The organism is Agrobacterium sp. a22-2 (genome assembly GCF_012276985.1).
In the GTDB taxonomy this organism is placed as follows: Bacteria; Pseudomonadota; Alphaproteobacteria; order Rhizobiales; family Rhizobiaceae; genus Allorhizobium.
Window position 1 is genome coordinate 1 of sequence record NZ_JAAXMM010000007.1, and the last position, 24,971, is coordinate 24,971.

The following is a 24,971-nucleotide window of genomic DNA, read 5'->3' on the forward strand; positions in this document are numbered from 1 at the left end:
CACAAGGGGGAGATGGCCGGCGGGCCAGAGAGGGCCTTTTCTCACTGCATCCTTCACCCCGTCACGCCGAGCGCCTTGGCGGCTTCCCAGTTGCGCCAGGAGTCGTGCGGCATCTGGATATGGGTCGAGCCCAGGAACGAGAAGGCATCGTTGACGGCATTGGAAAAGGCCGGGACGCTGCCGACATTCGGGCTTTCGCCGACGCCCTTGGCGCCGATCGGATGATGCGGCGACGGCGTGACCGTGAAATCGGTTTCCCAATGGGGCGTCTCGACGGCCGTCGGAATGAAGAAATCCATGAACGAGCCGCCCATGACATTGCCGGTGGCATCGTAACGGATCTCCTGGCCCATGGCGATGGCAAAGCCCTCGGTCAGCCCACCATGCACCTGGCCCTCGATGATCATCGGGTTGATGCGGGTTCCGCAATCGTCGAGCGCATAGAAACGCTTGACCTTGTAGACACCGGTATCGACATCGATGGTCATCACACAGAAATAGGCGCCGAAGGGATAGGTCATGTTCGGCGGGTCGTAATAGCTGACCGCCTCGAGCCCCGGCTCCATGCCGGGCGGCACGGCATTGTAGGCCGCCCAGCAGATGTCCTTCATCGACTTGACCCGTTCCGGCAGGCCCTTGACCCTAAAGCCGTCGACATCCCATTCGAGGTCGCCTTCGTGTACTTCCAGCAGATAGGCGGCGATCATCTGCGCCTTGGCGCGGATCTTTCTAGCGGCCAGCGCAATGGCTGCACCAGCCACCGGCGTAGAGCGCGACCCGTAGGTGCCGAGACCGTAAGGCGCCGTATCGGTATTGCCTTCCTCGACCATGATGTCGTCGGCGGGAATACCGATCTCGGTGGCGATGATCTGAGCCCAGGTGGTTTCATGCCCCTGGCCCTGGCTCTTGGTACCGACGCGGGCAATGCCAGAGCCGGTCGGGTGCAGGCGGATCTCGCAGCTGTCGAACATGGCGATGCCGAGAATGTCGCAATTCTTCGACGGTCCGGCACCGACGATCTCGGTGAAGAACGAGGTGCCGATGCCCATGATCTCGCGGGTTTCGCCGCGCCTGAAGGCCTCGCGCTGTTCCGCCTGTTCGCGGCGCAGACCGGCATAGTCGATGGTCTCCATCGCCTTGACCATGGCGGTCTTGTAGTCGCCGCTGTCATATTCCCAGCCGAGCGCCGAATGGTAGGGGAACTGCTCTGCCTTGATGAAGTTCTTCAGCCGGAGTTCGGCGGGATCCATACCGAGCTTCTGGGCGAGAATATCCATGCCGCGCTCGATACAGTAGGCCGCTTCCGTCACGCGGAACGAACAGCGATAGGCAACGCCGCCCGGTGCCTTGTTGGTGTAGATGCCATCAACGCTGAGATGAGCGACCGGGAAATCATAGGACCCGGTAACGATATTCATGAAGCCGGCCGGCCATTTGGAGGGGTCGGCACAGGCATCGAAGGCGCCGTGATCGGCCAGAACATGGACCCGCAGCCCGGTGACCTCGCCTTCTTTCGTGGCGGCGATTTCCGTCGTCATGTGGTAATCACGGGCAAACGAGGTGGTGGTGAGGTTCTCCATGCGGTCCTCGACCCATTTGACCGGCTTGCCGGTGACGATGGAGGCGGCGGCGGCGCAGATATAACCGGGATAGGCGCCGACCTTGTTGCCGAAGCCGCCGCCGATATCGGGCGCGATCACATGGATCTTGTGCTCGGGGATCTTGGAGATCAGCGCCACCACGGTGCGGATGACATGCGGCGCCTGGAAGGTGCCGTAGATGGTGAGTTCACCCTTGATCTTGTCGAAGGAGCAGACGCACTGGCAGGTTTCCAGCGGCGACGGATGGGTGCGATGATAGGAGATCAGTTCCTTGATCTTCACCTCGGCCTTGTCGAAGGCGATATCGGTCAGTTCGCGATCGCCGACCGTCCATTCGAAGATGTGGTTGTGATGCTTGCGGGGCCCGTGGGCGCCCTCCATCTTGCCGGCCAGATCCTCCCGCAGCACGGGGGCATCCGCATTCATCGCCGTGAAGGGATCGATCACCACCGGCAAGGCTTCGTATTCGACCTCGACGGCAGCAATCCCGTCATCGGCGGCATAGCGGTCGATGGCAACGACGAAGGCCACTTCCTGGTTCTGGAACAGAACCTTGCCGTCGGCCAGAACCATCTGCACGTCGCCGGCCAATGTCGGCATCCAGGCGAGGTTGACGCCGTGGAGGTCCTCGGCCGTCAACACCGCCAGGACGCCGGGCACCTTCAGGGCTGCCTCCTTGTTGATCGAGACGATGCGGGCATGGGCATGGGACGAGCGGACGAAATCGCCATGCAGCATGCCGGGCAGCTTTACGTCGTCGACATAGTTGCCCTTGCCCTGGGTGAAGCGTACGTCCTCGACGCGCTTGCGCTTGCAGCCCATGCCTTCAAGGCGCGCTTCCCGCTGTTCGCGGGTCGGAGTCATGTCGTTCATTCCGCTGCCTCCTGGAATTGCGTGCCATTGATCTTGGCCGCGGCATATTGAATGGCCTTGACGATGTTCTGGTAACCGGTGCAGCGACAGAGATTGCCGGCAATTCCGAAGCGGATCTCCTCCTCGGTCGGATCGGGGTTTTCCTGTAGCAGGCGATGGGCGCGAACGATCATGCCGGGCGTGCAGAAGCCACATTGCAACCCGTGCATCTGCCGGAAGCCTTCCTGCAGGGCCGACAGGGTTCCGTCGGCATTGGCGATGCCCTCGATCGTGGTGATATCCGCGCCATTGGCCTGGATCGCAAAGACCGTGCAGCTCTTCACCGACTTGCCGTCGATATCGACCGTGCAGGCGCCGCAATGGCTGGTCTCGCAGCCGATATGGGCACCCGTCAGCATGAGGTTTTCACGGATGAAGTGGATGAGAAGGGTGCGCGGTTCGACCAGCCCGTCGATCTGCGCACCGTTGACCGTCAACTGGATGTGGGTTTTTGCCATTGTCGTCCTCCTCAGGCCGCTGCTTTTTGCATGGCGCGCTGCAAGGCGCGCATGACCATGATGCCACCGACATGGGTGCGGTATTCGGCCGTGCCGCGGGCGTCGGTCGCCGGGTTCATGATGGCGCGGGCCGCATCTGCGGCGTGCTTCAGGCTCGCCTCGTCAAGGCTCGTGCCGATGACGGCTGTTGCCGCATCCGTTGCCAGAAGCGGCGTTTCGGACAGGTTGGTGAGCGCGATGGAGCAGGTCACGATCTTGCCACCCGACAGGGTGAGAAGCACGGCGGCCGCAGCCGTGGCGTAATCGCCGACCTTGCGCTTCAGCTTTTCATAGGCATAGCCGTGGCCGGCGGGCGGCACGGGGATGGAAATTTCGGACAGGATCTCGCCCGGTTCCAGCGCCGTGAAATAGGCCCCCTGGTAGAAATCGACCGCCTCCACCTCGCGCAAGCCATCCAGGCCTTCGAGCCGGTAGCTGGCGCCCAGAGCCATCATCACCGCCGGCAGGTCATTGCCCGGATCGCCATTGGCGACATTGCCGCCGATCGTGCCCATGTAGCGCACCTGCGGATCAGCGATCATCAGCGCCGTTTCCCGCAACAGCGGCAGGGCGGCCGCAATGTCGGCGGAACAGAGAATGTCGTGCTGGGTGGTCATCGCACCGATCAGGATCCGATCGCCGTCACGACGGATTCCCTTCAAGCCGGCGATGGCGCCTAGATCGACCAGGTGCTCGGGCGTCGCGAAACGCAGTTTCATCATCGGAATGAGGCTGTGGCCACCGGCCAGGGGCCGCGCCTCTTCGCCCAGTTCGCCCAAGAGCTTGACGGCATCGGCAAGGGTCGCCGGCCGGTGGTATTCGAATTCGCCTGGTATCATGGTTTCCTCCCATTCGTCGGACTGGCGGTTTGGAACCGACGATGGGGAAAGGGTGACGAGGGTTCAGGAGAGGGGCAAGAGAGCCATCCGTCCCGCAGCACGAACCGCGTGATTTCGCACGAAATGCGGCCCGGATTGCATGAACTGCGTCAGAGAAACTGTCTCAGTGGCGCGGCGGCACCGTCTTGGTCAAACCCAGCCGCGCCCGGATCTCGGCGATCTTCGCACGGCTGACCGGCACGATGGTCGGCTGCGGCCCATCCAGCTCGACGATGGCGCCATCGCCCTCCTTTCGCAGGAAAGCGACATGCGGCAAAGAGACGATATGGCTGCGATGGACCCGGATAAAGACGGCCGGATCAAGCTTCGTCTCGGCCTCGGAAATCGACCACGAACACATGCGCTCGCGCTGGCCGTCGTGCACCATGGTGTAATGGGCATCGGCGCGGATGGCCCTGATCTCCGTGACATCGACAAGACGGGTGCCATCCGCCGCTTCGACGGGAATGCGCTGCACGGGCAGCTGACGTGGCTGGCCGATGCCGCCGAGCGGCGCTGTTGTCATGACCGACCGATCGGAACGCGACGCAGTCTGCAGGCCTTCCGATACCGGGCCGGGCGCCTCCGAAGCAGGGTAGAAACCGCCGGGAAAACCGGCCAGCGGTCTCGGGCGCGGCTCGGGCACCAGGAAGAGCAGAAAACCGGCGGCAATCACAAAACAGAGAAGGGCGACGACCAGCGACAGGACCTGGGCCGAGGCGACAAGACCGTCGGACATCGGCACCATGTCGAGCGGCATGGTCGAAAATGTCATGCCATGCATGGCGGTGTAATGCATGCCGGAGACGGCGATGCCAAAGGCAACGGCGCTTAGTACCAGGCGCAGGCCACCCTGCCGGGCAAGATAGATCCGCAACCCGCCATAGGCCGACAGCACGGCGATCAGGCTCGACAGCAGGATCATGCCAGGGCGATGGACAATGTGGAACGGCCCGCTTACCGCATGCACCCCGACATAGTGCATGGACACGATGCCGGCGCCGAGCAGGAGGGCGGAGGCGATCACCCGCTGGCGGGACGGATCGCCGATGCTCACGAAGAACAGCGAGATGCCGACCACCAGGGCACAGATCAGGAAGGAAATGATGGTGGGCAGGACCAGATAGGCCGCCGCCGGCGGAATGGGGGCGGCCAGCATGCCGACGAAATGCATCGTCCAGATACCGACCGCCAGGAAGCCGGCCGCACCGGCCAGCAGAAGGCGGCGCGCAAGTCCAGGCGTCCCCCGGATCCGGGCTGCAAGGCCGAAACCGGTATAGCCGCCCAGAATTGCCACGATGACCGAAAGGGCCACCAGATAGGGATCATGGCCTGCGAACATCTTGTCGTCGGCCGTAATCCCTCCACTGGCCACGACCATCTCCTCATTGGAGACACTACAGGCCGTGACAGGCCTTTGACAAGAAGGGTTCTAGACCCGCACCGCCTGTTCGACACGGTCTTCCGAGCCGAAGAATTTCAGGTAGCGCTCGACCTCGGCGGCATCACCGGTCGCCTTTTTCGGGTTGTCCGAGAGCTTCACGGCCGGGCGGCCGTTGGCGTCGTTGACCTTGCAGACGATGGAAATCGGCATCAGGCCGGCGATCTCCTGCGGCGCGCAGCCGGCGAAGTCATTGGTGAGGTTGGTGCCCCAGCCGAAGCTCATGCGCACCTTGCCCTCGAAATGGCGGTAGGTGTCGATGATCGCATCGACATCCAGCCCGTCGGAGAAGATCAGCAGCTTCTGCCGGGGGTCACGGCCCATCTTTTTCCACCAGGCGATGATCTTCTCGCCGCCTTCGATCGGCGGCGCGCTGTCGGGGCGAAAACCCGTCCAGTCGGCCACCCATTCCGGCGCGTCGCGCAGGAAGGCCGCCGTACCGAAGGCATCGGGCAGGACGATCAGCAGGTTGCCGCCGTAGAGACGGTTCCAATCCCGCAAGACCTTGTAGGGGGCCGCGGCCAGTTCGGCATCCGTATTGGCAAGGGCAGCCGCCACCATCGGCAATTCATGGGCATTGGTGCCGACAGCCTCAAGATCGGAATCCATGGCGAGTAGGACATTGCTGGTGCCGGTGAAGGCCGGGCCGACACCTTCCTTCAAGGCTTCGACGCACCAGCGTTGCCAGAGAAAGCTGTGACGGCGGCGCGTACCGAAATCGGAAATGCGCAGACCCTCCAATTCACGCAGGCGCTCGACCTTGGCCCACATCTTGGCCTTCGCCCGGGCGTAGAGAACGTCCAGCGTAAAATAGCCGAGATTGCGCATGGCGCGGCGGGTGCGAAGCTCGTTGATGATGGCAAGGGCCGGAATTTCCCAAAGGGTCGTTTCCATCCAGGAACCGTAGAAGGTCAGCTCATACTGGCCGTCCTTTTTCGACAGCTCGTATTCGGGGAGTTGCAGATTGGCGAGCCAGGCCAGGAATTCCGGCTCGAAGATCTGCGCCCTACCATAGAAGGTATTACCGGCCAGCCAGATCATTTCCTTCTTGGAGAGCTTCAGCGTGCGGACATGATCCAGTTGCGCACGCAATTCGCCTTCGTCGATCTCATCGGCGAGACGAACGGACTTGGTGCGGTTGATCAGGGTAAAGGTCGCGTTGACGTCCGGATAGAGCTTCCAGATCATCTGCAGCATCAGCAGCTTGTAGAAATCCGTATCGATCAGGCTGCGAATGATCGGATCGAGCTTCCAGGCATGGTTGAAGACGCGGGTGGCAATATCGGTTTTCGTCATCGGTCCTCGCCGCGCCTTGAACCCGGCCCGATTTCGGCCGGCTGCTGTCGGTCATCCCATGGGGGCAACTGCTTCGACAGCAACCTTATCGAAAAATATCCGCCTAAAGTCCATAGGCAGGAGCGGACGTGGCAAGCTTACGGGGTGGAACTGGGCTGTGCGCCGGTCTTGCCATTGGTATTTTCTGCCGGGCTCGGGGCGGGCGTGATCTGCTCGCTGGCCGGCTGTTCGGGCGCCATGCCATTGCCCCACCACTCGACCGGAATCCACACGACCATGGCCAGCAGTAACCCGGCCAGCAGCACCACCAGAACCGGCCGGCCCGGAAAGCCCTGCCGCGCATCCGTCGCTGGCAAGGGCTCCTCATGGACGTCCGTGTTTGCGGGGCGAATGGTTTGCTGATTGGAACCATTGGGGGTCGTCATGGGCTTCTCCTTGAGGATTTTGTCGCCGACGGCGGAGGCCGGACAGGCATCACTTGGGGAGTGAACGAATGGTACGCCGCAAAGGTTCCGAAATCGCGGCCCATTGCTGCGGAAGCCCATAACCCGAAGCAACAAGCGTCGGTTCATTTAATGGATTGCCGGTCAACTCGTCTCGCTACTGATGGATGCCGGCGATGTCGACCGCCTTCAGGTCGAAGGCGGCGGCCATCAGGGCACGGGTGTAGTCGGCCTTCGGCGCCTTGAAAATCTCGACCGCCGGCCCCTGCTCCACCACCTTGCCCATGCGCATCACGATGACGTCATTGGCAAGCGCCTTCACCACGCGCAGGTCGTGGCTGATGAACAGATAGGCAAGGTCGTGCTTCTTCTGCAGGTCGCGCAACAGATCAACCACCTGGGCCTGCACGCTCATGTCGAGGGCCGAGGTCGGCTCGTCGAGCATGACGAAGCGGGGCTTGAGCACCATGGCGCGGGCAATGGCGATGCGCTGGCGCTGGCCACCGGAAAACTCGTGCGGATAACGCCAGCGGGTTGCCGTGTCGAGCCCGACCTCGTCCAGCGCCCAGCAGACGCGGGCATCGCGCTGATCGGCCGACAGCCCTCGCTCATGCACCCGCAGCCCTTCGGCGACAATGTCACCCACCGACATGCGGGGGCTCAGCGAACCGAACGGATCCTGGAACACGATCTGCAGGCGATCCCGCAGAGGTAGCATCTGCCGGTAGCTGAATCCCCCGATCTCAGAGCCGATAAAGCTGATACGGCCTGTCGACGAAATCAGCCGGGCAAGCGCCAGACCGAGCGTGGTCTTGCCGGACCCGGATTCGCCGACGACACCGAGCGTCTGGCCGGCCCGCAACGTCAGATCGACGCCATCGACCGCCTTCAGATGATCGACCACCTTGCGCAGGAAGCCCGCCTTGATCGGGAACCAGACCTTGACGTCCTGCCCCTGCATGACGATCGGTTTGTCGAGATCCGACAGCGGCGGCTCGCCACGCGGCTCCGAGGCTAGGAGATGACGGGTATAGGCGTGCTGCGGATTGGAGAAGATCTCCTCGACCGGGCCGCTCTCGACGATGCGGCCCTTGGTCATCACGCAGACGCGATCGGCAAATTTGCGTACGATGCCGAGATCGTGGGTGATGAACAGCATGGACATGCCGTGATCGTTCTTCAGGCTGCGCAGCAATTCGAGGATCTGCGCCTGCACGGTGACATCGAGTGCCGTGGTCGGCTCGTCGGCAATCAGCAGTTTCGGCCGGTTGGCGAGCGCCATGGCGATCATGACGCGCTGGCGCTGGCCGCCCGACAATTCATGGGGATAGGCCGTCAGCCGTTTTTCCGGGTCGCGGATGCCAACCTGGTTGAGCAGTTCCAGCGTCTTGGCGTGGGCCGACGGACCGCCGATCGCCTGGTGCAAAGCGAGGATCTCGCCGATCTGCTTCTCGATCGTGTGCAGCGGATTGAGCGAGGTCATCGGCTCCTGGAAGATCATGGTGATCTCATTGCCGCGCACGGCGCGCAGAGCCTGCTCCGGTAGCCTCATCAGATCCTGGCCATCGAACAGGATCTGGCCCGATGGGTGACTGGCCGAAGGATAAGGCAGCAGCTTCAGCACGGAGGCGGCCGAGACCGACTTGCCGGAACCGGATTCGCCGACCAGCGCCACCACCTCGCCGCGCGCGATGTCGAAGGAGATCCGGTCGACGGCAAGGGTTTCCTTGTCACCCTGATGGAAGACGACGGAGAGATCCCGGACGGAGAGAAGCGGTTCGGTCATGCGGCCAGACTTTGCAGGAGGGAGGTCAGGGTGGGCTCGTCGGGGCGCAGCATTCGAACGGCAGACACCGTCGCTGAACCGTTGCTCGCCAGGGCGCTGTCGTCAGTCAGGAAGTGACTACAACCAGCGGCCAATGCTGTTGCCAGATGGATCGCATCCGGCAGCCTCAGACCACGCCGATTGGCCCGGAGTTCCGCAGCAGAAAGCAGAACCGACCTGGCAACGGGAGAAACCTGCAGCCATTCATTCTGCGAAAGCACGTCGGTATAATAACCGGCCAACGCTATCTTGCCTTCACGCAGAGGCACGACAAGCAACTCGGAGATCGTCAATTCGCTTGTGAGAAACGTCTCGCCACCGCGCCTTGCACCGGCTGCAAACACGCTTCCAAGTAGGTCGCTCAATCCATCCCTTCGCTCAAAGGCGGCGATAAAGATGTTGGTATCCAGATAGATCCGCACGCCTCAGTCGTCCCACTCGTCGCGCAATTCGCGAATTCGCGCCACCGCCTCTTCGGCGCTGACGGACGGATGTCCCTCGGCCTTGTACTTCCTGATCATCTCAAGCGCCTGCTCGACCGTCAGCGGCTTGGTCTGAGGCGGTTCGCTTTCCACTTCGATGACGACCCGGACCGTTGCATGATTGTCCAGCCCGCCTCGCAGGTCGGCAGGCAGATTCTCAACCGGATAATGGTCTCTCACGATCTTGTTCATCACTGCCCCCTCGTCGGAACCGGTCGAGAGACATTACCGCAAAACGGCGAGCAAGACGAGGCGCCGCTCATCTGAACGTCTTTCGCGGATCGAAGGCATCGCGCACCGCCTCGCCGACGAAGATCAGCAGCGACAGCATGATCGACATGGTGAAGAAGGCGGTGAGGCCGAGCCAAGGGGCCTGCAGGTTGCGCTTGCCTTGCGCGATCAGTTCGCCGAGCGACGGCGAGCCCGGCGGCATGCCGAGGCCGAGGAAATCGAGCGAGGTCAGGGTGGTGATCGATCCCGACAGGATGAAGGGCAGGAAGGTCAGCGTCGCCACCATGGCATTGGGCAGGAGGTGGCGATACATGATCGTCCAATTGCCGACGCCGAGCGCGCGGGCCGCATTCACATATTCGAAATTGCGGGCGCGCAGGAATTCGGCACGGACAATGCCGACGAAACTGACCCATGAAAACAGCAGCATGATACCGAGCAGAATGAAGAAGCCGGGCGGCAGGATCGAGGAAATGATCAGCAACACGTAAAGCACAGGCATGGACGACCAGATCTCGATAAGCCTTTGCATCAGGAGATCAGTCCAGCCGCCGAAATAGCCCTGGATGGCGCCGGCCGTCACGCCGATCAGCGCCGAGACGATCGTCAGGGCCAGGCCGAACAGCACGGAGATGCGGAAGCCATAGATCATCCGCGCCATGACATCGCGCGCCTGATCGTCGGTGCCGAGCCAGTTGAGATTGCCAAGCACGCAGCCGGGATCCTCCGTTCCGAGCGGATAGGCCGAGCAGCGCTCCTCCTTGTCCATCAGCCAGAACGGCGCCGTGGGGGCAGAATGGGGAATGTTGGAATTGACCGTGCTGTAGGAATAACGGATCGGCGGCCAGAGCACCCAGCCGTTGGCCTTGATCTCCTCGTCGATGAAGGAAGACCGATAGTCCGTCACCGCCAGGAAGCCGCCGAATTTTTCCTCGGGATAGTCGACCAGGACAGGGAACAGGATCTCGCCCTTATAGGAGGCGACCAGCGGCCGGTCATTAGCAATCAGCTCGGCACAGAGGCTGAGGACGAAGAGCAGCATGAAGATCCAGAAGGACCAGTAGCCGCGCTTGTTGGCCTTGAAGTTTTCAAGGCGCCGGCGGTTGGTGGGCGTCAGCCAGGGTCTTTTGACCTCGACGTTTGCAGCACGTGTGTCGACCATATCGGGCGAGGCCATGTCAGACATCCCTCCGGTCGAAATCGATGCGCGGGTCGATCCAGGTGTAGATGAGGTCCGACAGCAATCCGACCACCAGTCCCATCAGTGAGAAGATGTAGAGGGTGGCAAAGACGATCGGATAGTCGCGGTTGACGATCGAGAGATAGCCGAGCCGGCCAAGGCCATCCAACGAGAAGATGTTCTCGATCAGCAGCGAACCGGTGAAGAAGGCGGAAATGAAGGCGCCGGGAATGCCGGCAATGACGATCAGCATGGCATTGCGGAACACGTGGCCGTAGAGAACCTGGCGCTCGCCGAGGCCCTTGGCGCGGGCCGTCACCACATATTGTTTCTTGATCTCGTCGATGAAGGAATTCTTGGTGAGCAGCGTGGTGGTCGCAAAGGCCGACAGGAGAAGTGCCGTCAGCGGCAAGGTCAGGTGCCAGAAATAGTCGAGGATCTTCTGCCACCAGGACAATTCGGCGAAATTGTCCGAGGTCAGCCCGCGCAAGGGGAACCAGTCGAAGAAGGACCCGCCGGCAAAAAGCACGATCAGCAGGATGCCAAACAGGAAACTCGGAACCGCATAGCCGACGACGATGACGCCGGAAGTCCAGACATCGAAGGTCGAACCGTCCTGCACGGCCTTGCGGATGCCGAGCGGAATGGAAATGGCGTAGGACAGCAACAGCACCCAGACGCCCAGCGAAATGGACACCGGCATCTTCTCGACGATCAGATCGATGACGGAGGTGTTGCGGAAGAAGCTCTCGCCGAAATCGAAACGGATATAATTCCACATCATTTCGCCGAAGCGGGTCAGCGGCGGCTTGTCGAAGCCGAACTGTTTTTCGAGCTTGGCGATCAGCTCCGGATCCAGCCCCTGCGCGCCGCGATAGCGCGAGTTCATCTCGTCGGCGCCGGCCTGGCTCAGCATATCGCCGCCGCCACCCGACAGACGCTGGTCGGCGCTGTCGCCCTGGCCGGACAGTTGGGCGATAACCTGCTCGACCGGGCCGCCGGGCGCAAACTGGATCACGAGGAAGGAAATGCCCATGATGCCGACAATCGTCGGGATCATCAGCAGAAGGCGGCGCAGGATATAGGCGCCCATCAGCAATGAACTCCGCTCAATAGGCTGCGAATATCGTTCATTACCCTGCTGCCCAAGCCGTTTTCTCCTTGTTTATCCGCACGCGCGGTCCAGATGCGCTGATTCGTGGTTTCCATTGGTAGCGGCTCGATGGAGAGACGCAAGGCCCCTGCTATTTGGCTACAGATTTGGACCACCATATGTTCGGGAAGCCGATGCCATAGGTTGGCAGTTCGGCCGGATGGGCGATCCTGTTCCAATAGGCGATCTTGGCCTCACCGGCGTAAAACAGCGGCACGACAAAATGATTGGCGAGGAGAATACGATCGAGCGCCTTGACCGCCGCCACCTGTTCGTCACGGCTGGGGGCCGTGTTGATCATCGCGATCAGCTGATCGATGGCCGGATCGGAAATGCCGGCATAGTTGCGGGAGCCGGCGACATCCACCGACTGCGAGCCCCAGTAGTTAGCCTGTTCATTGCCGGGGTTCATGGTTTGGGCCCAGACGGCCCAGATCATGTCGTAGTCGAAGCTGCGGATACGGTTGATGTACTGGGACGAATCGACCGTGCGGACGCGAGCTTCGATGCCGATTTTCTTGAGGCTCGCGACATAGGGCAGGACCGAACGCTCGAACGAGGCGCTGCTCAGCAGGATCTCGAAGCTCATCGGCTGGCCGGTCTGGCCATTGACCATACGATTGCCCTTGAGCTCCCATCCGGCTTCCTTGAACAAGGCAATGGCCTTGCGGAAATTGTCCCGGACCTTCTGCGGATCGCCACCAACAGGGTTGGTATAGGGCGTGGTGAACACGGCTGGCGGCACCTTATCCTTCAACCCTTCAAGGATCTCCAGCTCGCGGCCCTGAGGCAGGCCGGAGGATGCCAGTTCCGTGCCCCAGAAATAGCTGTCGACCCGCTTCAATCCGCCATAGGCCAGGTTCTTGTTCAAGTCCTCGAAGTCGAAAGCGTAGTTCAAAGCCTCACGCACTCGGGCATCCTTGAAGATATCGCGGCGCATGTTCGGCACCATGGCTTGCATAATGCCGGTGGCCCGGAACGGATTGGGCAGCGCCTCGCGGATCACCTGGCCATCTTTGACGGCGGAAAAGTCGTAGCGGGTGGCCCAGCGGCTGGAGCTTTGCTCCTGGTAATAGTCGAGCGTGCCGGCGCGGAAGGCTTCGAACTCGACGTCGGAATCGGTGAAATAGGTGTGGGTGATCACCTTGAAATTGTTCTGGCCGCGGTTGATCGGCAGATCCTTGCCCCAATAGTCATCCCGCAACTCGTAGCGGATCGTCGAGCCGGCCTGGAAGGCGGCGATCTTGTAGGGGCCGGAGCCCATCAACGGTTCGAGGGTGGTGCGCGAGATGTCGCGCTGATTACCCTGCGCATCCTTGCCCTCCCACCAGTGCTTCGGCAGGATTGAAAAGTCACCAACGATGGATGGCAATTCGCGATTGTTCTTTTCGTCAAAGCGGAAGGTGACCTCGCGCTCCCCGGTCTTCTCAGCAGCGATCACATGACGGTAATAGCTGGCGTGGAGCGTGCTATGCTCTTTCGCGCTGTTGAAGCTGAAGATGACATCCTCCGGCGACACGGGCTGGCCATCGGCCCATTTGGCTTCCGGTCGCAGCCTGAACGTGACCGATGAGAGATCGTCCGGATAGGACAGTGCTTCTGCCAGCAAACCGTATGTGACGGAGACTTCGTCTTCCGATTGCGCCATCAGCGTGTCGAAAACGGCGGCGATGCCGGCCGCGGGGCTGCCCTTGTCGATGATCGGGTTGAAACTGTCGAACGTGCCTTCATCCGACAGGCGCAGCTCACCACCCTTCGGCGCCTCGACGTTCACGTAAGGAAGATGCTTAAAGTCCGGCGGCAACTCGGGCTGGCCCAAAACCGCGATCGCATGGCGCCATTGCGGTTCGCTGGCCGAAAGCTCAAGTGGCGCGGCGACCGAAAGCAACAGTGCAACAGCAGCAAATCCAACACGTGCCAAATCCATCCAAATCACCCTTCTTGTCTTGTTGACATCAAGAATAGGCAAATGCAGCAAAAAAGACAGGCGCCAGCAAGGCAAAAGCCGATTGCCTGATGTCACGACATCGAGAGTAACTCTCTCGCTGCAAAAACACGGATTCACCAAAATCTCGTTTCACGATATGCTCGACAGCAAATCACCGGCATTGCGTCCGGGTCGTACGGGGATGTGAGTTTGCCGAAATTTCTGAAGACCATGGCCACTGCGCTTGCCGCCAGCCTTCTGTTGGGAGCAGCCGTCGAGACGAGTGCTGCGACTGAGGCCGCCAAGCAGCTGTTCGGGGGCGTGACCCTGCCGACCAGGGCCGAGCCCGGCGCCGTCGGATTTTATTCCAAGGGCTGCCTGGCCGGCGGCGTTGCCATTCCGACCGATGGTCCGACCTGGCAGGCGATGCGCCTGTCGCGCAACCGGCGCTGGGGCCATCCGCAGATGATCAGCCTGATCGAACAATTTTCGCAGGATGCCACCAAGATCGGCTGGCCGGGTCTGCTGCTGGGGGACATCTCGCAGCCGCGTGGCGGACCGATGCTGAACGGCCATGCCTCCCACCAGATCGGGCTCGATGCGGATATCTGGTTCACGCCGATGCCCGGCCGGCAGTTGACCGCCAAGGAGCGCGAAGATCTGCCATTCACCTCAATGCTGCAGAAGGACAAGTTCCTGACCGTCGATCCGAAGCGCTGGACGCCCAACCATGCACAGCTGGTGATGCTGGCCGCGAGCTATCCGCAGGTCGAGCGGGTTTTCGTCAATCCTGCCATCAAGAAAAAGCTTTGCGAAACCTGGAAGGGCGACCGCTCGGCTCTGGGCAAGGTCCGGCCGATCTACGGGCATGATGCGCATTTCCATATCCGCATCAAATGCCCGAAAGGCGCCACCGACTGCAAGCCGCAGGCGGCCGTGACGGCGGGCGACGGCTGCGACAAGTCGCTGGCCTGGTGGTTCACGGACGAGCCCTGGGCCAAGCCGAAGAAAGATCCGAATGCCCCGCCGCCCAAGCCGCCGCGCGAGATGCAGCTGTCCGACATGCCGAAGGCCTGCACGGCTGTTCTGAAGGCCCCCGGCCCGGCCAACGAACAGGTCGTCACCTATGGCGGCGGTGCTGCCCCGGTCTCGGCCCTCCAGCCGACCGCGCAACCACCGGCCAGCGTCGAAGCGCTGATCGCGGCACAGCCGGGCGTTACGCCGGATACCATCCCTGTTCCACTCCCGCGGCCGGCCGGCAACTGAAAAGTCGCGGGCGGATGGCGTCGGTGACTTTTCAGCGTCATGGATGATGGTGTAAGGGAATTCAAATCGATTTAAACCCTAGGGATGGCCAGGGATGCCCGAGAGAAAAACCATCGCGCTGATCGCCCACGACCAGATGAAGGACGAGATGGCGGCCTTCACCCGCCGGCATCAGGCGGTTCTGTCTCAGTGGCGGATCGTGGCGACCGGCACGACGGGCGGGCGCGTGCAGGAGGCCTGTCCGGGACTCGACGTCACCCGATTGAAGAGCGGACCGCTTGGCGGCGACCAGCAGATCGGCGCGATGATTGCCCAGGAAGAGATCGCCATCCTGATCTTCTTCGTCGACCCTTTGACATCCATGCCGCATGATGTCGATGTAAAGGCTCTGATGCGCCTGGCGATCGTCTATGACACGCCGATGGCGCTCAACCGGGCGACTGCTGAAATCGTGTTGCAGGCCCAATTGCAGTGAACGATAGACCCGCGACGCCTCGGCTCACAACGGAAACCGCCATGCCCAAGACCCTTGAACACGATCAGCTCACCTTCCCGATCCTGATCGGCGACATTGGCGGAACCAATGCGCGGTTCTCGATCCTGACCGATGCCTATGGGGAGCCGAAGCAGTTTCCGAATGTGCACACCGCCGACTTCGAGACGATCGATGAGGCGATCCAGAAAGGCGTTCTCGACAAGACCTCGGTTCAACCGCGCTCCGCGATCCTGGCGGTGGCCGGCCCGATCAAGAGCGACGAAATTCCGCTGACCAATTGCGCCTGGGTGGTACGTCCGCGGACCATGATCGCCGATCTCGGCTTCATCGATGTCCTGGTCGTCAACGATTTCGAGGCGCAGGCGCTGGCGGTGGCGTCCCTGTCTGAGGACAATCGCGAGCCAATCGGTCCGCTGAGCCAGACCACGATCGCATCCCGCGTTGTTCTTGGACCTGGCACCGGACTCGGCGTTGCAGGCTTGATCCATGCCCAGCATGCCTGGTTCCCGGTGCCGGGCGAAGGCGGGCATGTCGATGTCGGGCCGCGCAGCGCGCGCGACTTCGATATTTTTCCCCATCTGACGCCGATCGAGGGACGGATCTCCGCCGAACAGCTGCTATGCGGGCGCGGCATCGTCAACATCTACCGGGCCGTTTGTGCGGCGGACGGCATTGCCGCTGAGTGGAGCGACCCGGCCGATGTCACCTCCCATGCACTGGCCGGCACGGATCCGGCAGCCATCGAGACGATATCGTTGTTTTCCACCTATCTCGGCCGGCTGGCCGGCGACCTTGCACTGATATTCATGGCACGGGGTGGGGTTTTCCTGTCGGGCGGGATTTCCCAGAAAATCCTGCCGGCCCTCAAGACCTCGAAATTCCGGCTGGCTTTCGAGGACAAGGCGCCGCATTCGGCACTGATGCGGACGATCCCGACCTTCGTCGTCACCCATCCGCTGGCAGCGCTGTCGGGCCTTGCCGCCTATGCCCGCACCCCGACAAATTACGGCGTCGCCACCGAAGGGCGCCGCTGGCGGGCATAACGCCGGATTACGCCGCAGCGTATTGTGCTATGGCCAAACCCTGTGCAAATGGCTATAGAGCCGGCATATCGGCGCTCGAAGGCGGGCGCATCCAGCCGCTTTATCGGGATATCCGCTTTTGGACGCCAAAAGGACAATAGCACTGCCGGTCAGTTCAGAGAGCATCACCGCGATCCTCAAACGCATCATCGCGGAGAACGGCCGGGATCATGTGCGCGGCTATGCATTCGCGATCCTCTGCCTGGCCACCGTGGCGCTCACCACGGCGTTTACCGCCTGGATCATGGAAGCCGTCGTCAACGAGGCCTTCGCCAACCGGCGCGCCGACATCGTCTGGCTGATCTGCGGTTCGATCTTCCTGGCCTTCACGCTACGCGGCCTTGCGACTTACGGCCAGGCCGTGACGCTGTCGAAGATCGGCAACAATATCGTGGCGCGCTACCAGCGGCGGCTGTTTTCCCATTTGATGTCCCTGTCACTCGGCTATTTCAGCGAAGCACGCTCGGCGCATCTGGCGGCCCAGATCAGCCAGAACGTCAACGGCGTGCGCGACGTGCTGAACCTGACCGTAACCTCCACCGCGCGGGATCTACTGACGCTGATTGCCCTGATCGGCGTGATGGTGGCGAAGGATTGGCTGCTGACGCTGATTGTCTTCTTCGTGGCGCCGCCCGTGCTCATTGCCCTGCGTTATATATCCAAGCGGCTGCGCAAAGCGACGACCGAGTCCATCGTTCTCAACAGCCGCGTTCTCGGCGCCATGCAGGAAACCGTGCAGGGCATTGCCATCGTCAAGGCCTTCACCATGGAAGGCGAGTTGAACCGCAAGATCGAAAGCATCATCGATGCCGCCGAGAATCGCGCCAACCGCATCGCCCGCTTGAGCGAGCGCACCTCGCCGATCACCGAGACCTTTGCCGGCCTGGCGATTTCGAGCGTGATTGCCTATGCCGCCTTCCGCAGCATCTACGGCGATGTTCTGCCCGGCGCGTTTTTCTCCTTTGTGGCCGCTCTGCTGATGGCCTATGAGCCGGCCAAGCGGCTGGCCAAGCTTCAGGTGCAGATGGAACGCGCCGCGGTCAACGCGCGGATGATCTATGAAATCCTCGACACTCAGCCGCACCAGCGCGACACCGACGCGGCCCGCGATCTCGTCGTCAGCGAAGCAAAGATCGAGTTCCGCAACGTGCGCTTCGCCTATGGCACCAGTGCAGATATCCTGAAAGGGATCAGTCTCGTGGCCGACGGCGGCAAGACGACAGCGCTTGTCGGGCCGTCCGGCGCGGGCAAATCGACCGTGATCAGCCTGATCCCGCGGTTCTACGATCCGTTGGAAGGCCAGATCCTGATCGACGGACAGGATATCGCCGAGGTTACCAAGTCGTCGCTGCGCAAGCATATCGCTTATGTTTCGCAGCAGCCGTATCTGTTCGAAGGCACGATCCGCGACAACATCCGCTACGGTCGCCCGGAAGCGACGGACGAAGAGGTCGAGGGTGCCGCCCGACTGGCTCATGCCCACGACTTCATTCTGACGCAACCGTTCGGCTACGACACGCCGGTCGGTGAAAACGGGCTGACGCTGTCCGGCGGACAACGCCAGCGGCTGTCGATCGCCCGCGCCCTGGTCCGCAATGCGCCGATCCTGCTGCTCGATGAGGCAACGTCTGCGCTCGATACGGAGTCCGAGGCAGCGGTGCAGTTGGCTTTGGAACAGGCCATGAGCGGACGGACGGTCGTCGTCATCGCGCATCGTCTTTCGACGGTCGTAAAGGCCGACAAGATCATCGTCATGCAGGACGGCATCATTGCCGAGGAAGGCACGCACGAGGCGCTTGCACAGCGCGCGGACGGTCTTTACGCTCGACTGAACAATCTGCAGACAACAACGCCAAAAGACTGATTTTCGGCAGGGACCGGGATTTGATGACGGATCGCATGAAGCTTGTTGTTGCCGGAGCGGGCGGGCGGATGGGCCAGGCCCTGATCCGTATCATCGCCGCCACCGAAGGCGCCGTGCTGCATGGGGCGATCGTCCGCCCCGGCTCGGCTGCGCTCGGCAAGGATGCCGGCGAATTGGCCGGTCTTGGCCCGATCGGCGTGACGATCACCGACGATCCGCTCGCCGCCTTCCTTCATGCCGATGGCGTGATCGATTTCACCTCGCCGGCAACGTCCGTTGAATTTGCAGGACTCGCCGCGCAGGCGCGCATCGTGCATGTCATTGGCACGACCGGCTGCTCGCCGGCCGACGAAGCCCGCATCGAGGCGGCAGCGCGCCATGCGCGGATCGTCAAATCGGGCAATATGAGCCTAGGGGTCAATCTGCTCAGCGTGCTGGTCGAACAGGCGGCGCGGGCGCTTGAAGCCTCCGGCTGGGACATCGAGGTGCTGGAAATGCACCACAAGCACAAGGTCGACGCGCCGTCCGGCACAGCACTCCTGCTCGGCGATGCCGCCGCCCGCGGACGCGGCATCGATCTCACCGAGAATTCGGTCAGGGTGCGCGATGGCCATACCGGCCCGCGCGAACCGGGCTCGATCGGCTTTGCGACGCTGCGCGGCGGCTCGGTAATCGGCGAACATTCCGTCATCCTCGCCGGCGAGGGCGAAATCATCACCCTGTCCCATAGTGCAGGCGATCGCACCATCTTTGCCCGTGGCGCCGTCAAGGCGGCACTCTGGGCGCGCTCGGCCAAGCCGGGCCTCTATTCCATGCTCGATGTTCTCGGGCTTTCTTCCCACAATTGACCGTCACCCGGAGGATTTACGATGACCGGTACCCTCGTGCTTGTTCGCCATGGCCAGAGCGAATGGAACCTCAAGAACCTGTTCACCGGCTGGCGGGATCCGGGCCTGACCGAGCTTGGCGTTCAGGAAGCCAATGCCGGCGGCAAGGCGCTGGCCGACTACGGAATAAAATTCGACATCGCCTTTACCTCGGCCCTGTCGCGCGCCCAGCGCACCTGCGAGATCGTGCTGCAGAATGTCGGCCAGCCGACGCTTGAAACCATCCGTGACGAGGCCCTCAACGAGCGCGATTACGGTGACCTTTCCGGCCTTAACAAGGATGATGCCCGCGCCAAGTGGGGTGAAGAGCAGGTGCATGTCTGGCGCCGCTCCTACGACGTTCCGCCGCCTGGCGGCGAGAGCCTGCGCGACACGGGCGCCCGCGTCTGGCCCTATTACATGACGGAGATCCTGCCGCGCGTGCTGCGGGGCGAAAAGGTGCTTGTTGCCGCCCACGGCAATTCGCTGCGCGCCCTGGTGATGGTTCTCGATCGGCTGACCAAGGCAGAGATCCTGGAGCTCAACCTCGCGACCGGCGTGCCGATGGTCTACAAGCTCAATGCCGATTCGACCGTTGCGACCAAGGACGTGCTCGGCGACATGTCCGGCGCCCACTGACCACAACAAACAAGACGGCGAGCAACCTACTCGCCGTCGACATCGCTGATGGTGAACTGCACCCGATCGGCCGGAAAACGCGTGACGGCATATTGCACCGGCATGCCCTCCGGATCCGTATTCAGCGCCTTGGTGACAAGGACGATAGCGCCCGGTGAGAGTTCCAGCCGCTGCACGTCCTCGGGCTCGGCATGGACGGCGCTCACCTCGGTGCGCACCCGCAGGTAATCCGCCAGGCCGCAGGCCGCGAACGCCTGGGTAATCGACCCGCTCTTCCGATAGGCCTCGTCGATGCCGGCGAAACGAACAGCTGGGAACCAGCTTGTCGAGACCGACACCGCACGCTGGTCGGCCTTGCGCAGCGCCTCCAACCGGATCACCTCCTCGCCCGGCTTCAGCCGAAGATGACCGGCGATATCCGTGCTTGCCGCTTCCCGCTGCGATGACAGCAACAGCCCTTCCACATCCCGCGCCTGCGCGCCAATGCCCGCGGTGAAGCGGGTACGCCGCGAGATCGGAAAGTTCAACCGGTCGCGACGCTCGATCAGCGTTCCCCGCCCCTGGATGGAGCGGACGATGCCCTCCTGCCCCAGGGCCGCCAGGGCACTTCTCACGGTATGGCGATTGACGCCGAACTGTTCGGCCAGCACCGTTTCCGGCGGCACCATGCCCGTTCCATCATAGTCACCCTCGGTAATGGACATGCGGATGCGGTCGGCAATCTGCCGCCACAGAGCCACGCCGTTTTGCCGTTGGACCGTCTTCACCTGCCCCATTACAGCGCCCTGATCCCTCTGACATGTCATACGCTTGTCATGCCCATTCGATAAATATACAGTAACTTGTATGGTTGTCTATATTATTAGACAAATTTGGATTTGGCAATGGCGACAGCACCCCGTATCTCCGACGAAAAGATCCCTCCGCGCAAGCGTGTTGCCGATCTGCTGGCACAGGCGCTGCCGCAGGAGCTGGCGGACGCTTGGGACGCCCTTGAGGTCAAGCCGCAAGCGCAGTTCCTGCGCGGGCCGGAAACCGGGCTGGTCATGATCCGCGGCAGGATCGGCGGCGGCGGCGCGCCGTTCAATCTCGGCGAGGCCACTGTCTGCCGCGCCACGGTTCGCCTTTCCAGTGGCGCCGTCGGACATGCCCATGCGCTCGGGACCCATAAGGAAAAAGCCCGGCTTGCGGCGATCTTCGACGCGCTTTGGCAGGACGAAGAGACACAGCACTTCGTCGAGACGCGCCTGCTTGCGCCCATCGAGCATCGTGTCACCGCCGCCGACCGCCAGTCGGCCGAGGAGACAGCTGCGACGCGGGTGGATTTCTTCACAATGGTGCGGGGAGAGGACTGATGGACCCGAAGACCGATGCCCTGACCGGCGGCTTCGCCGAACCGGTATTTCACGCCCAGAGCGTGTTCAGGATGCTGATGGACGGCATGGCGCGGCCGGGGACGGTGAGCAGCATCCTGCCGGAAGTCGAGCCCCCGGCGCCGCTCGGAATGGCGGCGGGCGCCCTGGCTCTGACGCTTTGCGACCATGACACGCCGGTCTGGATGACGCCGGGCCTCGCCAAATCCGCGGTCGGCGAGTGGCTGCGCTTTCACACCGGCGCGCCGCTGACGCGGGAAAAAGCCGAGGCGCGATTTGCCTTTGCCGAAGCCAATGCGCCGCTTTCGTCCTTCGGCCTGTTTTCCACCGGCACCCAGGAATATCCGGATCGCTCCACGACCCTGATCCTTGAAGTCGCCGCCCTCGACAAGGGGCGGGCGCTGACGCTGACCGGCCCAGGCATCAAGGATCGTGCGACCATCGCGCCGCTGGGGCTTCCTGAGACCTTCCTTCGGCAATGGGCGGAGAACCGCAGTCTTTTTCCACGCGGCATCGACTTGGTGCTGACCTCGGGGCGGCAGATGCTCTGCCTGCCCAGAACATGCCAGATCATGGCCAGGGAGATTTGAAGAGATGTATGTTGCCGTGAAAGGCGGCGAAGCGGCGATCGACAACGCGCATCGCCTGCTCGCTGATCGACGCCGTGGCGACCGGTCGCTGCCCTCCGTCACCATCGAACAGGTCGTACAGCAGCTTGGGCTGGCCGTGGACCGGGTGATGGCCGAAGCCTCGCTCTATGATCGGGCGCTTGCGGCGCTGGCCGTGCGTCAGTCGCGCGGCGACATGATCGAAGCGATTTTTCTGCTGCGCGCCTATCGCACCACCTTGCCGCGCTTTGGCGCTTCCCAGCCGATCGATACCGCGGACATGCGGATCGAACGGCGCATATCGGCCACCTACAAGGATCTGCCCGGCGGCCAGTTGCTCGGCCCGACCTTTGACTACACGCATCGGCTGCTGGACCCTTCTCTTCTTGAAGAGACGCCGGTCGAGGAGCCGGCCCGCAAGGCGAGCGGCAGCGAGCGGGCCATGCGGGTTTCTGAAATCCTCAAAGAGGAAGGGCTGATCGAGGCCGATGGCGAGATGCCGGAGGATCACGTAGCCGGCGACATTACCCGGGAACCGATCGATTATCCGATGACCCGGGACCTGCGGCTACAGGCGCTTGCCCGCGGCGACGAGGGCTTTCTTCTAGCTCTCGGCTATTCCACGCAACGCGGCTATGGACGAACCCATCCGTTTGCCGGCGAAATTCGGATTGGCGAAGTCGAGGTAGAGTTGGAGGTGGCGGAACTGGGTTTTGCGGTGTCGCTCGGTCGGGTGCGGGTGACCGAATGCCAGATGGTCAACCAGTTCAAGGGATCCGCCAAGGCACCGCCACAGTTCACGCGCGGCTACGGCCTGGTGTTCGGACAGAGCGAGCGCAAGGCGATGGCGATGGCGCTGGTCGACCGGGCGCTTAGAGCCGAGGAATTAGGCGAGGACGTCGTGGCGCCGGCGCAGGACGAGGAATTCGTCATTTCCCATTGCGACAATGTCCAGGCAACGGGTTTCGTCGAACATCTGAAACTGCCGCATTACGTGGACTTCCAGGCCGAACTCGATCTGGTGCGACGCATGCGGGCCGATCATGACAAGGCGCGGGAGAGCGGTTTCGACCTCAGCGAGGCGGCCGAATGAACAGCGTTCGTTCAGTCGCGCGGCTGCTCGGCATACCAGTAGGCCGACAGCACGGTCATGGTGACCAGGACCGAAACGAAGACAATCAAGATTGTACCGATATCCATATCCGAAATCTCCTATTGAGACGGGATAACGCCTGATGAACGCAGAAGTTTCACCCAAGGCAGATCTGGCCACCTACAACTTTGCCTATCTGGACGAACAGACCAAGCGGATGATCCGCCGCGCCATCCTCAAGGCGATTGCCATCCCCGGCTACCAGGTACCGTTCGCATCGCGCGAAATGCCGATGCCCTATGGCTGGGGCACTGGCGGCGTTCAGGTGACGGCGGCCATTCTGGGCCCCCAAGACGTGCTGAAGGTGATCGACCAGGGGGCGGACGACACCACCAATGCCGTCTCCATCCGCGCCTTCTTCCAGAAGGTCGCCAATGTGGCGGTGACCACCCATACGAAGGACGCCACCGTCATCCAGACCCGCCACCGCATCCCGGAAGAAAAGCTGCGGGAGGGTCAGGTGCTGGTCTACCAGGTGCCGATTCCCGAGCCCTTGCGCTTTCTCGAGCCGCGCGAGACCGAGACGCGCAAGATGCATGCGCTGGAAGAATACGGCCTGATGCATGTGAAGCTCTACGAAGACATCGCCCGCAACGGTCGCATTGCCACGACCTATGCCTATCCGGTCAAGGTCGCCGGCCGCTATGTCATGGACCCCTCGCCGACCCCGAAATTCGATAATCCGAAAATGCATATGTCGGAAGCGCTGCAGCTGTTCGGCGCCGGGCGCGAAAAACGGATCTATGCCGTGCCACCTTACACCGATGTGGTCAGCCTCGACTTCGAGGACCATCCCTTCGAGATCCAGCATTTCGACAAGCCCTGCGCGCTTTGCGGCGCGGAGAACGTCTATCTTGACGAAGTCGTTCTCGACGACAAGGGCGGCCGCATGTTCGTCTGTTCCGATACCGACAATTGCGAAGACCGCCGCGAGCACGGCCATGCCGGCCATCTGCTGGCCACCAACAAGGAGGCCGCCGAATGAGCGATACGCCGCTGCTCAAGGTTCGGGATGTCTCGAAATTCTATGGCAGCCGGATCGGCTGCACAAATGTGTCCTTCGATCTCTGGCCCGGCGAAGTGCTGGCCATTGTCGGCGAAAGCGGATCGGGAAAGACGACGCTGCTCAACTGCCTGTCGACGCGGCTGATGCCGACGACCGGCAGTGTCGAATATCACATGCGCGACGGTGGCTATCGCGACCTCTATCACATGAGCGAGGCTGAGCGGCGTTTTCTGATGCGCACCGACTGGGGCTTCGTGCACCAGAATCCGGCGGACGGCCTGCGTATGACGGTGTCGGCCGGGGCCAATGTCGGCGAGCGCCTGATGGCGGTCGGCGACCGGCACTATGGAAAGATCCGGGCCACCGCCAGCGACTGGCTGGAACGGGTGGAAATCAGCACGGACCGCATCGACGACCAGCCGCGCGCCTTTTCCGGCGGCATGCGCCAGCGCCTGCAGATCGCCCGCAACCTGGTGACCGGCCCGCGGCTGGTGTTCATGGACGAACCGACGGGTGGCCTCGACGTTTCGGTGCAGGCCCGTCTGCTCGATCTGGTGCGCGGTCTCGTCAACGATCTGGGCCTGGCGGCCATCGTTGTCACCCACGATCTGGCAGTGGCCCGACTTCTCTCCCATCGCATGATGGTGATGAAGGACGGGCTGGTGGTCGAACACGGCCTGACCGACCGGGTGCTGGACGATCCGCAGCAGCCCTACACGCAATTGCTTGTCTCCTCGATCCTGCAGGTCTGA

General features: G+C 62.3%; 24 protein-coding genes. 11 read left to right on the forward strand and 13 right to left on the reverse strand.

The genetic code is table 11. The annotated features are described in order from the left end of the window. Positions 1-53: 53 nt before the first annotated feature. The 12 genes from HFC70_RS12150 to HFC70_RS12205 form a co-directional block, all read right to left on the reverse strand. The gene (locus HFC70_RS12150) at positions 54-2,474 is read right to left on the reverse strand and encodes an aerobic carbon-monoxide dehydrogenase large subunit (RefSeq protein ID WP_168473531.1); all 2,421 of its coding nucleotides are present in this window, start codon (positions 2,472-2,474) and stop codon (positions 54-56) included. Beyond that, a complete protein-coding gene (locus HFC70_RS12155; RefSeq protein WP_168473532.1) occupies positions 2,471-2,971 on the reverse strand; it encodes a (2Fe-2S)-binding protein in 501 nt (166 codons plus the stop codon). The genes HFC70_RS12150 and HFC70_RS12155 overlap by 4 nt, the downstream gene beginning before the upstream one ends. 11 nt (positions 2,972-2,982) lie before the next feature. Further along, positions 2,983-3,849 carry a xanthine dehydrogenase family protein subunit M gene (locus HFC70_RS12160; protein WP_168473533.1) on the reverse strand — a complete coding sequence of 289 codons (867 nt, stop codon included), beginning with the start codon at positions 3,847-3,849 and terminating at the stop codon, positions 2,983-2,985. A 163-nt stretch (positions 3,850-4,012) separates the two neighbouring features. Further along, positions 4,013-5,230, reverse strand: a complete 1,218-nt coding sequence (locus HFC70_RS12165; RefSeq protein WP_168473770.1) for an MHYT domain-containing protein — start codon at positions 5,228-5,230, stop codon at positions 4,013-4,015. Positions 5,231-5,320: 90 nt separating this feature from the next. After that, entirely contained in the window at positions 5,321-6,625 is a 1,305-nt protein-coding gene (pncB, locus tag HFC70_RS12170) for a nicotinate phosphoribosyltransferase (RefSeq protein ID WP_168473534.1), read from the reverse strand. 137 nt (positions 6,626-6,762) lie between these two features. Further along, positions 6,763-7,050, reverse strand: coding sequence for a hypothetical protein (locus HFC70_RS12175; RefSeq protein WP_210259242.1), 288 nt, complete (start codon positions 7,048-7,050; stop codon positions 6,763-6,765). A gap of 175 nt (positions 7,051-7,225) precedes the next feature. Beyond that, positions 7,226-8,854 (reverse strand): ABC transporter ATP-binding protein, encoded by a 1,629-nt coding sequence (locus HFC70_RS12180; protein WP_168473535.1) that lies wholly within the window; start codon positions 8,852-8,854, stop codon positions 7,226-7,228. Continuing rightward, positions 8,851-9,315 (reverse strand): PIN domain-containing protein, encoded by a 465-nt coding sequence (locus HFC70_RS12185; RefSeq protein WP_168473536.1) that lies wholly within the window; start codon positions 9,313-9,315, stop codon positions 8,851-8,853. The genes HFC70_RS12180 and HFC70_RS12185 overlap by 4 nt, the downstream gene beginning before the upstream one ends. A gap of 3 nt (positions 9,316-9,318) precedes the next feature. Next, complete coding sequence (locus tag HFC70_RS12190) at positions 9,319-9,567, reverse strand: hypothetical protein (RefSeq protein ID WP_168473537.1); 249 nt, start codon at positions 9,565-9,567, stop codon at positions 9,319-9,321. Positions 9,568-9,634: 67 nt separating this feature from the next. After that, positions 9,635-10,768, reverse strand: coding sequence for an ABC transporter permease (locus HFC70_RS12195; RefSeq protein ID WP_168473772.1), 1,134 nt, complete (start codon positions 10,766-10,768; stop codon positions 9,635-9,637). Positions 10,769-10,784: 16 nt separating this feature from the next. Further along, complete coding sequence (locus HFC70_RS12200; RefSeq protein ID WP_168473538.1) at positions 10,785-11,879, reverse strand: microcin C ABC transporter permease YejB; 1,095 nt, start codon at positions 11,877-11,879, stop codon at positions 10,785-10,787. Between the two features lie 151 nt (positions 11,880-12,030). Beyond that, a complete protein-coding gene (locus tag HFC70_RS12205; RefSeq protein WP_168473539.1) occupies positions 12,031-13,866 on the reverse strand; it encodes an extracellular solute-binding protein in 1,836 nt (611 codons plus the stop codon). 231 nt (positions 13,867-14,097) lie between these two features. Between HFC70_RS12205 and mepA the strand changes: the two genes are divergently transcribed. The 6 genes from mepA (at position 14,098) to HFC70_RS12235 (ending at position 20,079) form a co-directional block, all read left to right on the forward strand. Then, on the forward strand, positions 14,098-15,132 hold the full coding sequence (mepA, locus tag HFC70_RS12210) for a penicillin-insensitive murein endopeptidase (RefSeq protein WP_168473773.1): 1,035 nt from the start codon (positions 14,098-14,100) through the stop codon (positions 15,130-15,132). Positions 15,133-15,226: 94 nt separating this feature from the next. Continuing rightward, entirely contained in the window at positions 15,227-15,607 is a 381-nt protein-coding gene (locus tag HFC70_RS12215; protein ID WP_168473540.1) for a methylglyoxal synthase, read from the forward strand. Positions 15,608-15,648: 41 nt separating this feature from the next. Next, positions 15,649-16,671, forward strand: a complete 1,023-nt coding sequence (locus tag HFC70_RS12220; protein ID WP_168473541.1) for a glucokinase — start codon at positions 15,649-15,651, stop codon at positions 16,669-16,671. 118 nt (positions 16,672-16,789) lie between these two features. Then, positions 16,790-18,574 carry an ABC transporter ATP-binding protein gene (locus HFC70_RS12225; RefSeq protein ID WP_168473542.1) on the forward strand — a complete coding sequence of 595 codons (1,785 nt, stop codon included), beginning with the start codon at positions 16,790-16,792 and terminating at the stop codon, positions 18,572-18,574. A gap of 23 nt (positions 18,575-18,597) precedes the next feature. Next, positions 18,598-19,422, forward strand: coding sequence for a 4-hydroxy-tetrahydrodipicolinate reductase (gene dapB, locus HFC70_RS12230; RefSeq protein WP_210259243.1), 825 nt, complete (start codon positions 18,598-18,600; stop codon positions 19,420-19,422). 21 nt (positions 19,423-19,443) lie between these two features. Beyond that, positions 19,444-20,079, forward strand: a complete 636-nt coding sequence (locus tag HFC70_RS12235; RefSeq protein ID WP_168473544.1) for a 2,3-bisphosphoglycerate-dependent phosphoglycerate mutase — start codon at positions 19,444-19,446, stop codon at positions 20,077-20,079. Between the two features lie 26 nt (positions 20,080-20,105). Here HFC70_RS12235 and phnF read toward each other — a convergent pair whose 3' ends face one another. Beyond that, complete coding sequence (phnF, locus tag HFC70_RS12240) at positions 20,106-20,855, reverse strand: phosphonate metabolism transcriptional regulator PhnF (RefSeq protein ID WP_168473545.1); 750 nt, start codon at positions 20,853-20,855, stop codon at positions 20,106-20,108. Between the two features lie 108 nt (positions 20,856-20,963). Here phnF and phnG point away from each other — a divergent pair, with 108 nt between their 5' ends. From phnG to phnK, 5 genes are all read left to right on the forward strand, one after another. Next, entirely contained in the window at positions 20,964-21,434 is a 471-nt protein-coding gene (phnG, locus tag HFC70_RS12245; protein WP_168473546.1) for a phosphonate C-P lyase system protein PhnG, read from the forward strand. After that, on the forward strand, positions 21,434-22,042 hold the full coding sequence (gene phnH, locus HFC70_RS12250) for a phosphonate C-P lyase system protein PhnH (RefSeq protein WP_168473547.1): 609 nt from the start codon (positions 21,434-21,436) through the stop codon (positions 22,040-22,042). The genes phnG and phnH overlap by 1 nt, the downstream gene beginning before the upstream one ends. Before the next feature lie 4 nt (positions 22,043-22,046). After that, positions 22,047-23,153, forward strand: coding sequence for a carbon-phosphorus lyase complex subunit PhnI (locus HFC70_RS12255; RefSeq protein ID WP_168473548.1), 1,107 nt, complete (start codon positions 22,047-22,049; stop codon positions 23,151-23,153). 142 nt (positions 23,154-23,295) lie between these two features. Next, entirely contained in the window at positions 23,296-24,198 is a 903-nt protein-coding gene (locus HFC70_RS12260; RefSeq protein WP_168473549.1) for an alpha-D-ribose 1-methylphosphonate 5-phosphate C-P-lyase PhnJ, read from the forward strand. Beyond that, positions 24,195-24,971, forward strand: coding sequence for a phosphonate C-P lyase system protein PhnK (gene phnK / locus HFC70_RS12265; RefSeq protein WP_168473550.1), 777 nt, complete (start codon positions 24,195-24,197; stop codon positions 24,969-24,971). The genes HFC70_RS12260 and phnK overlap by 4 nt, the downstream gene beginning before the upstream one ends.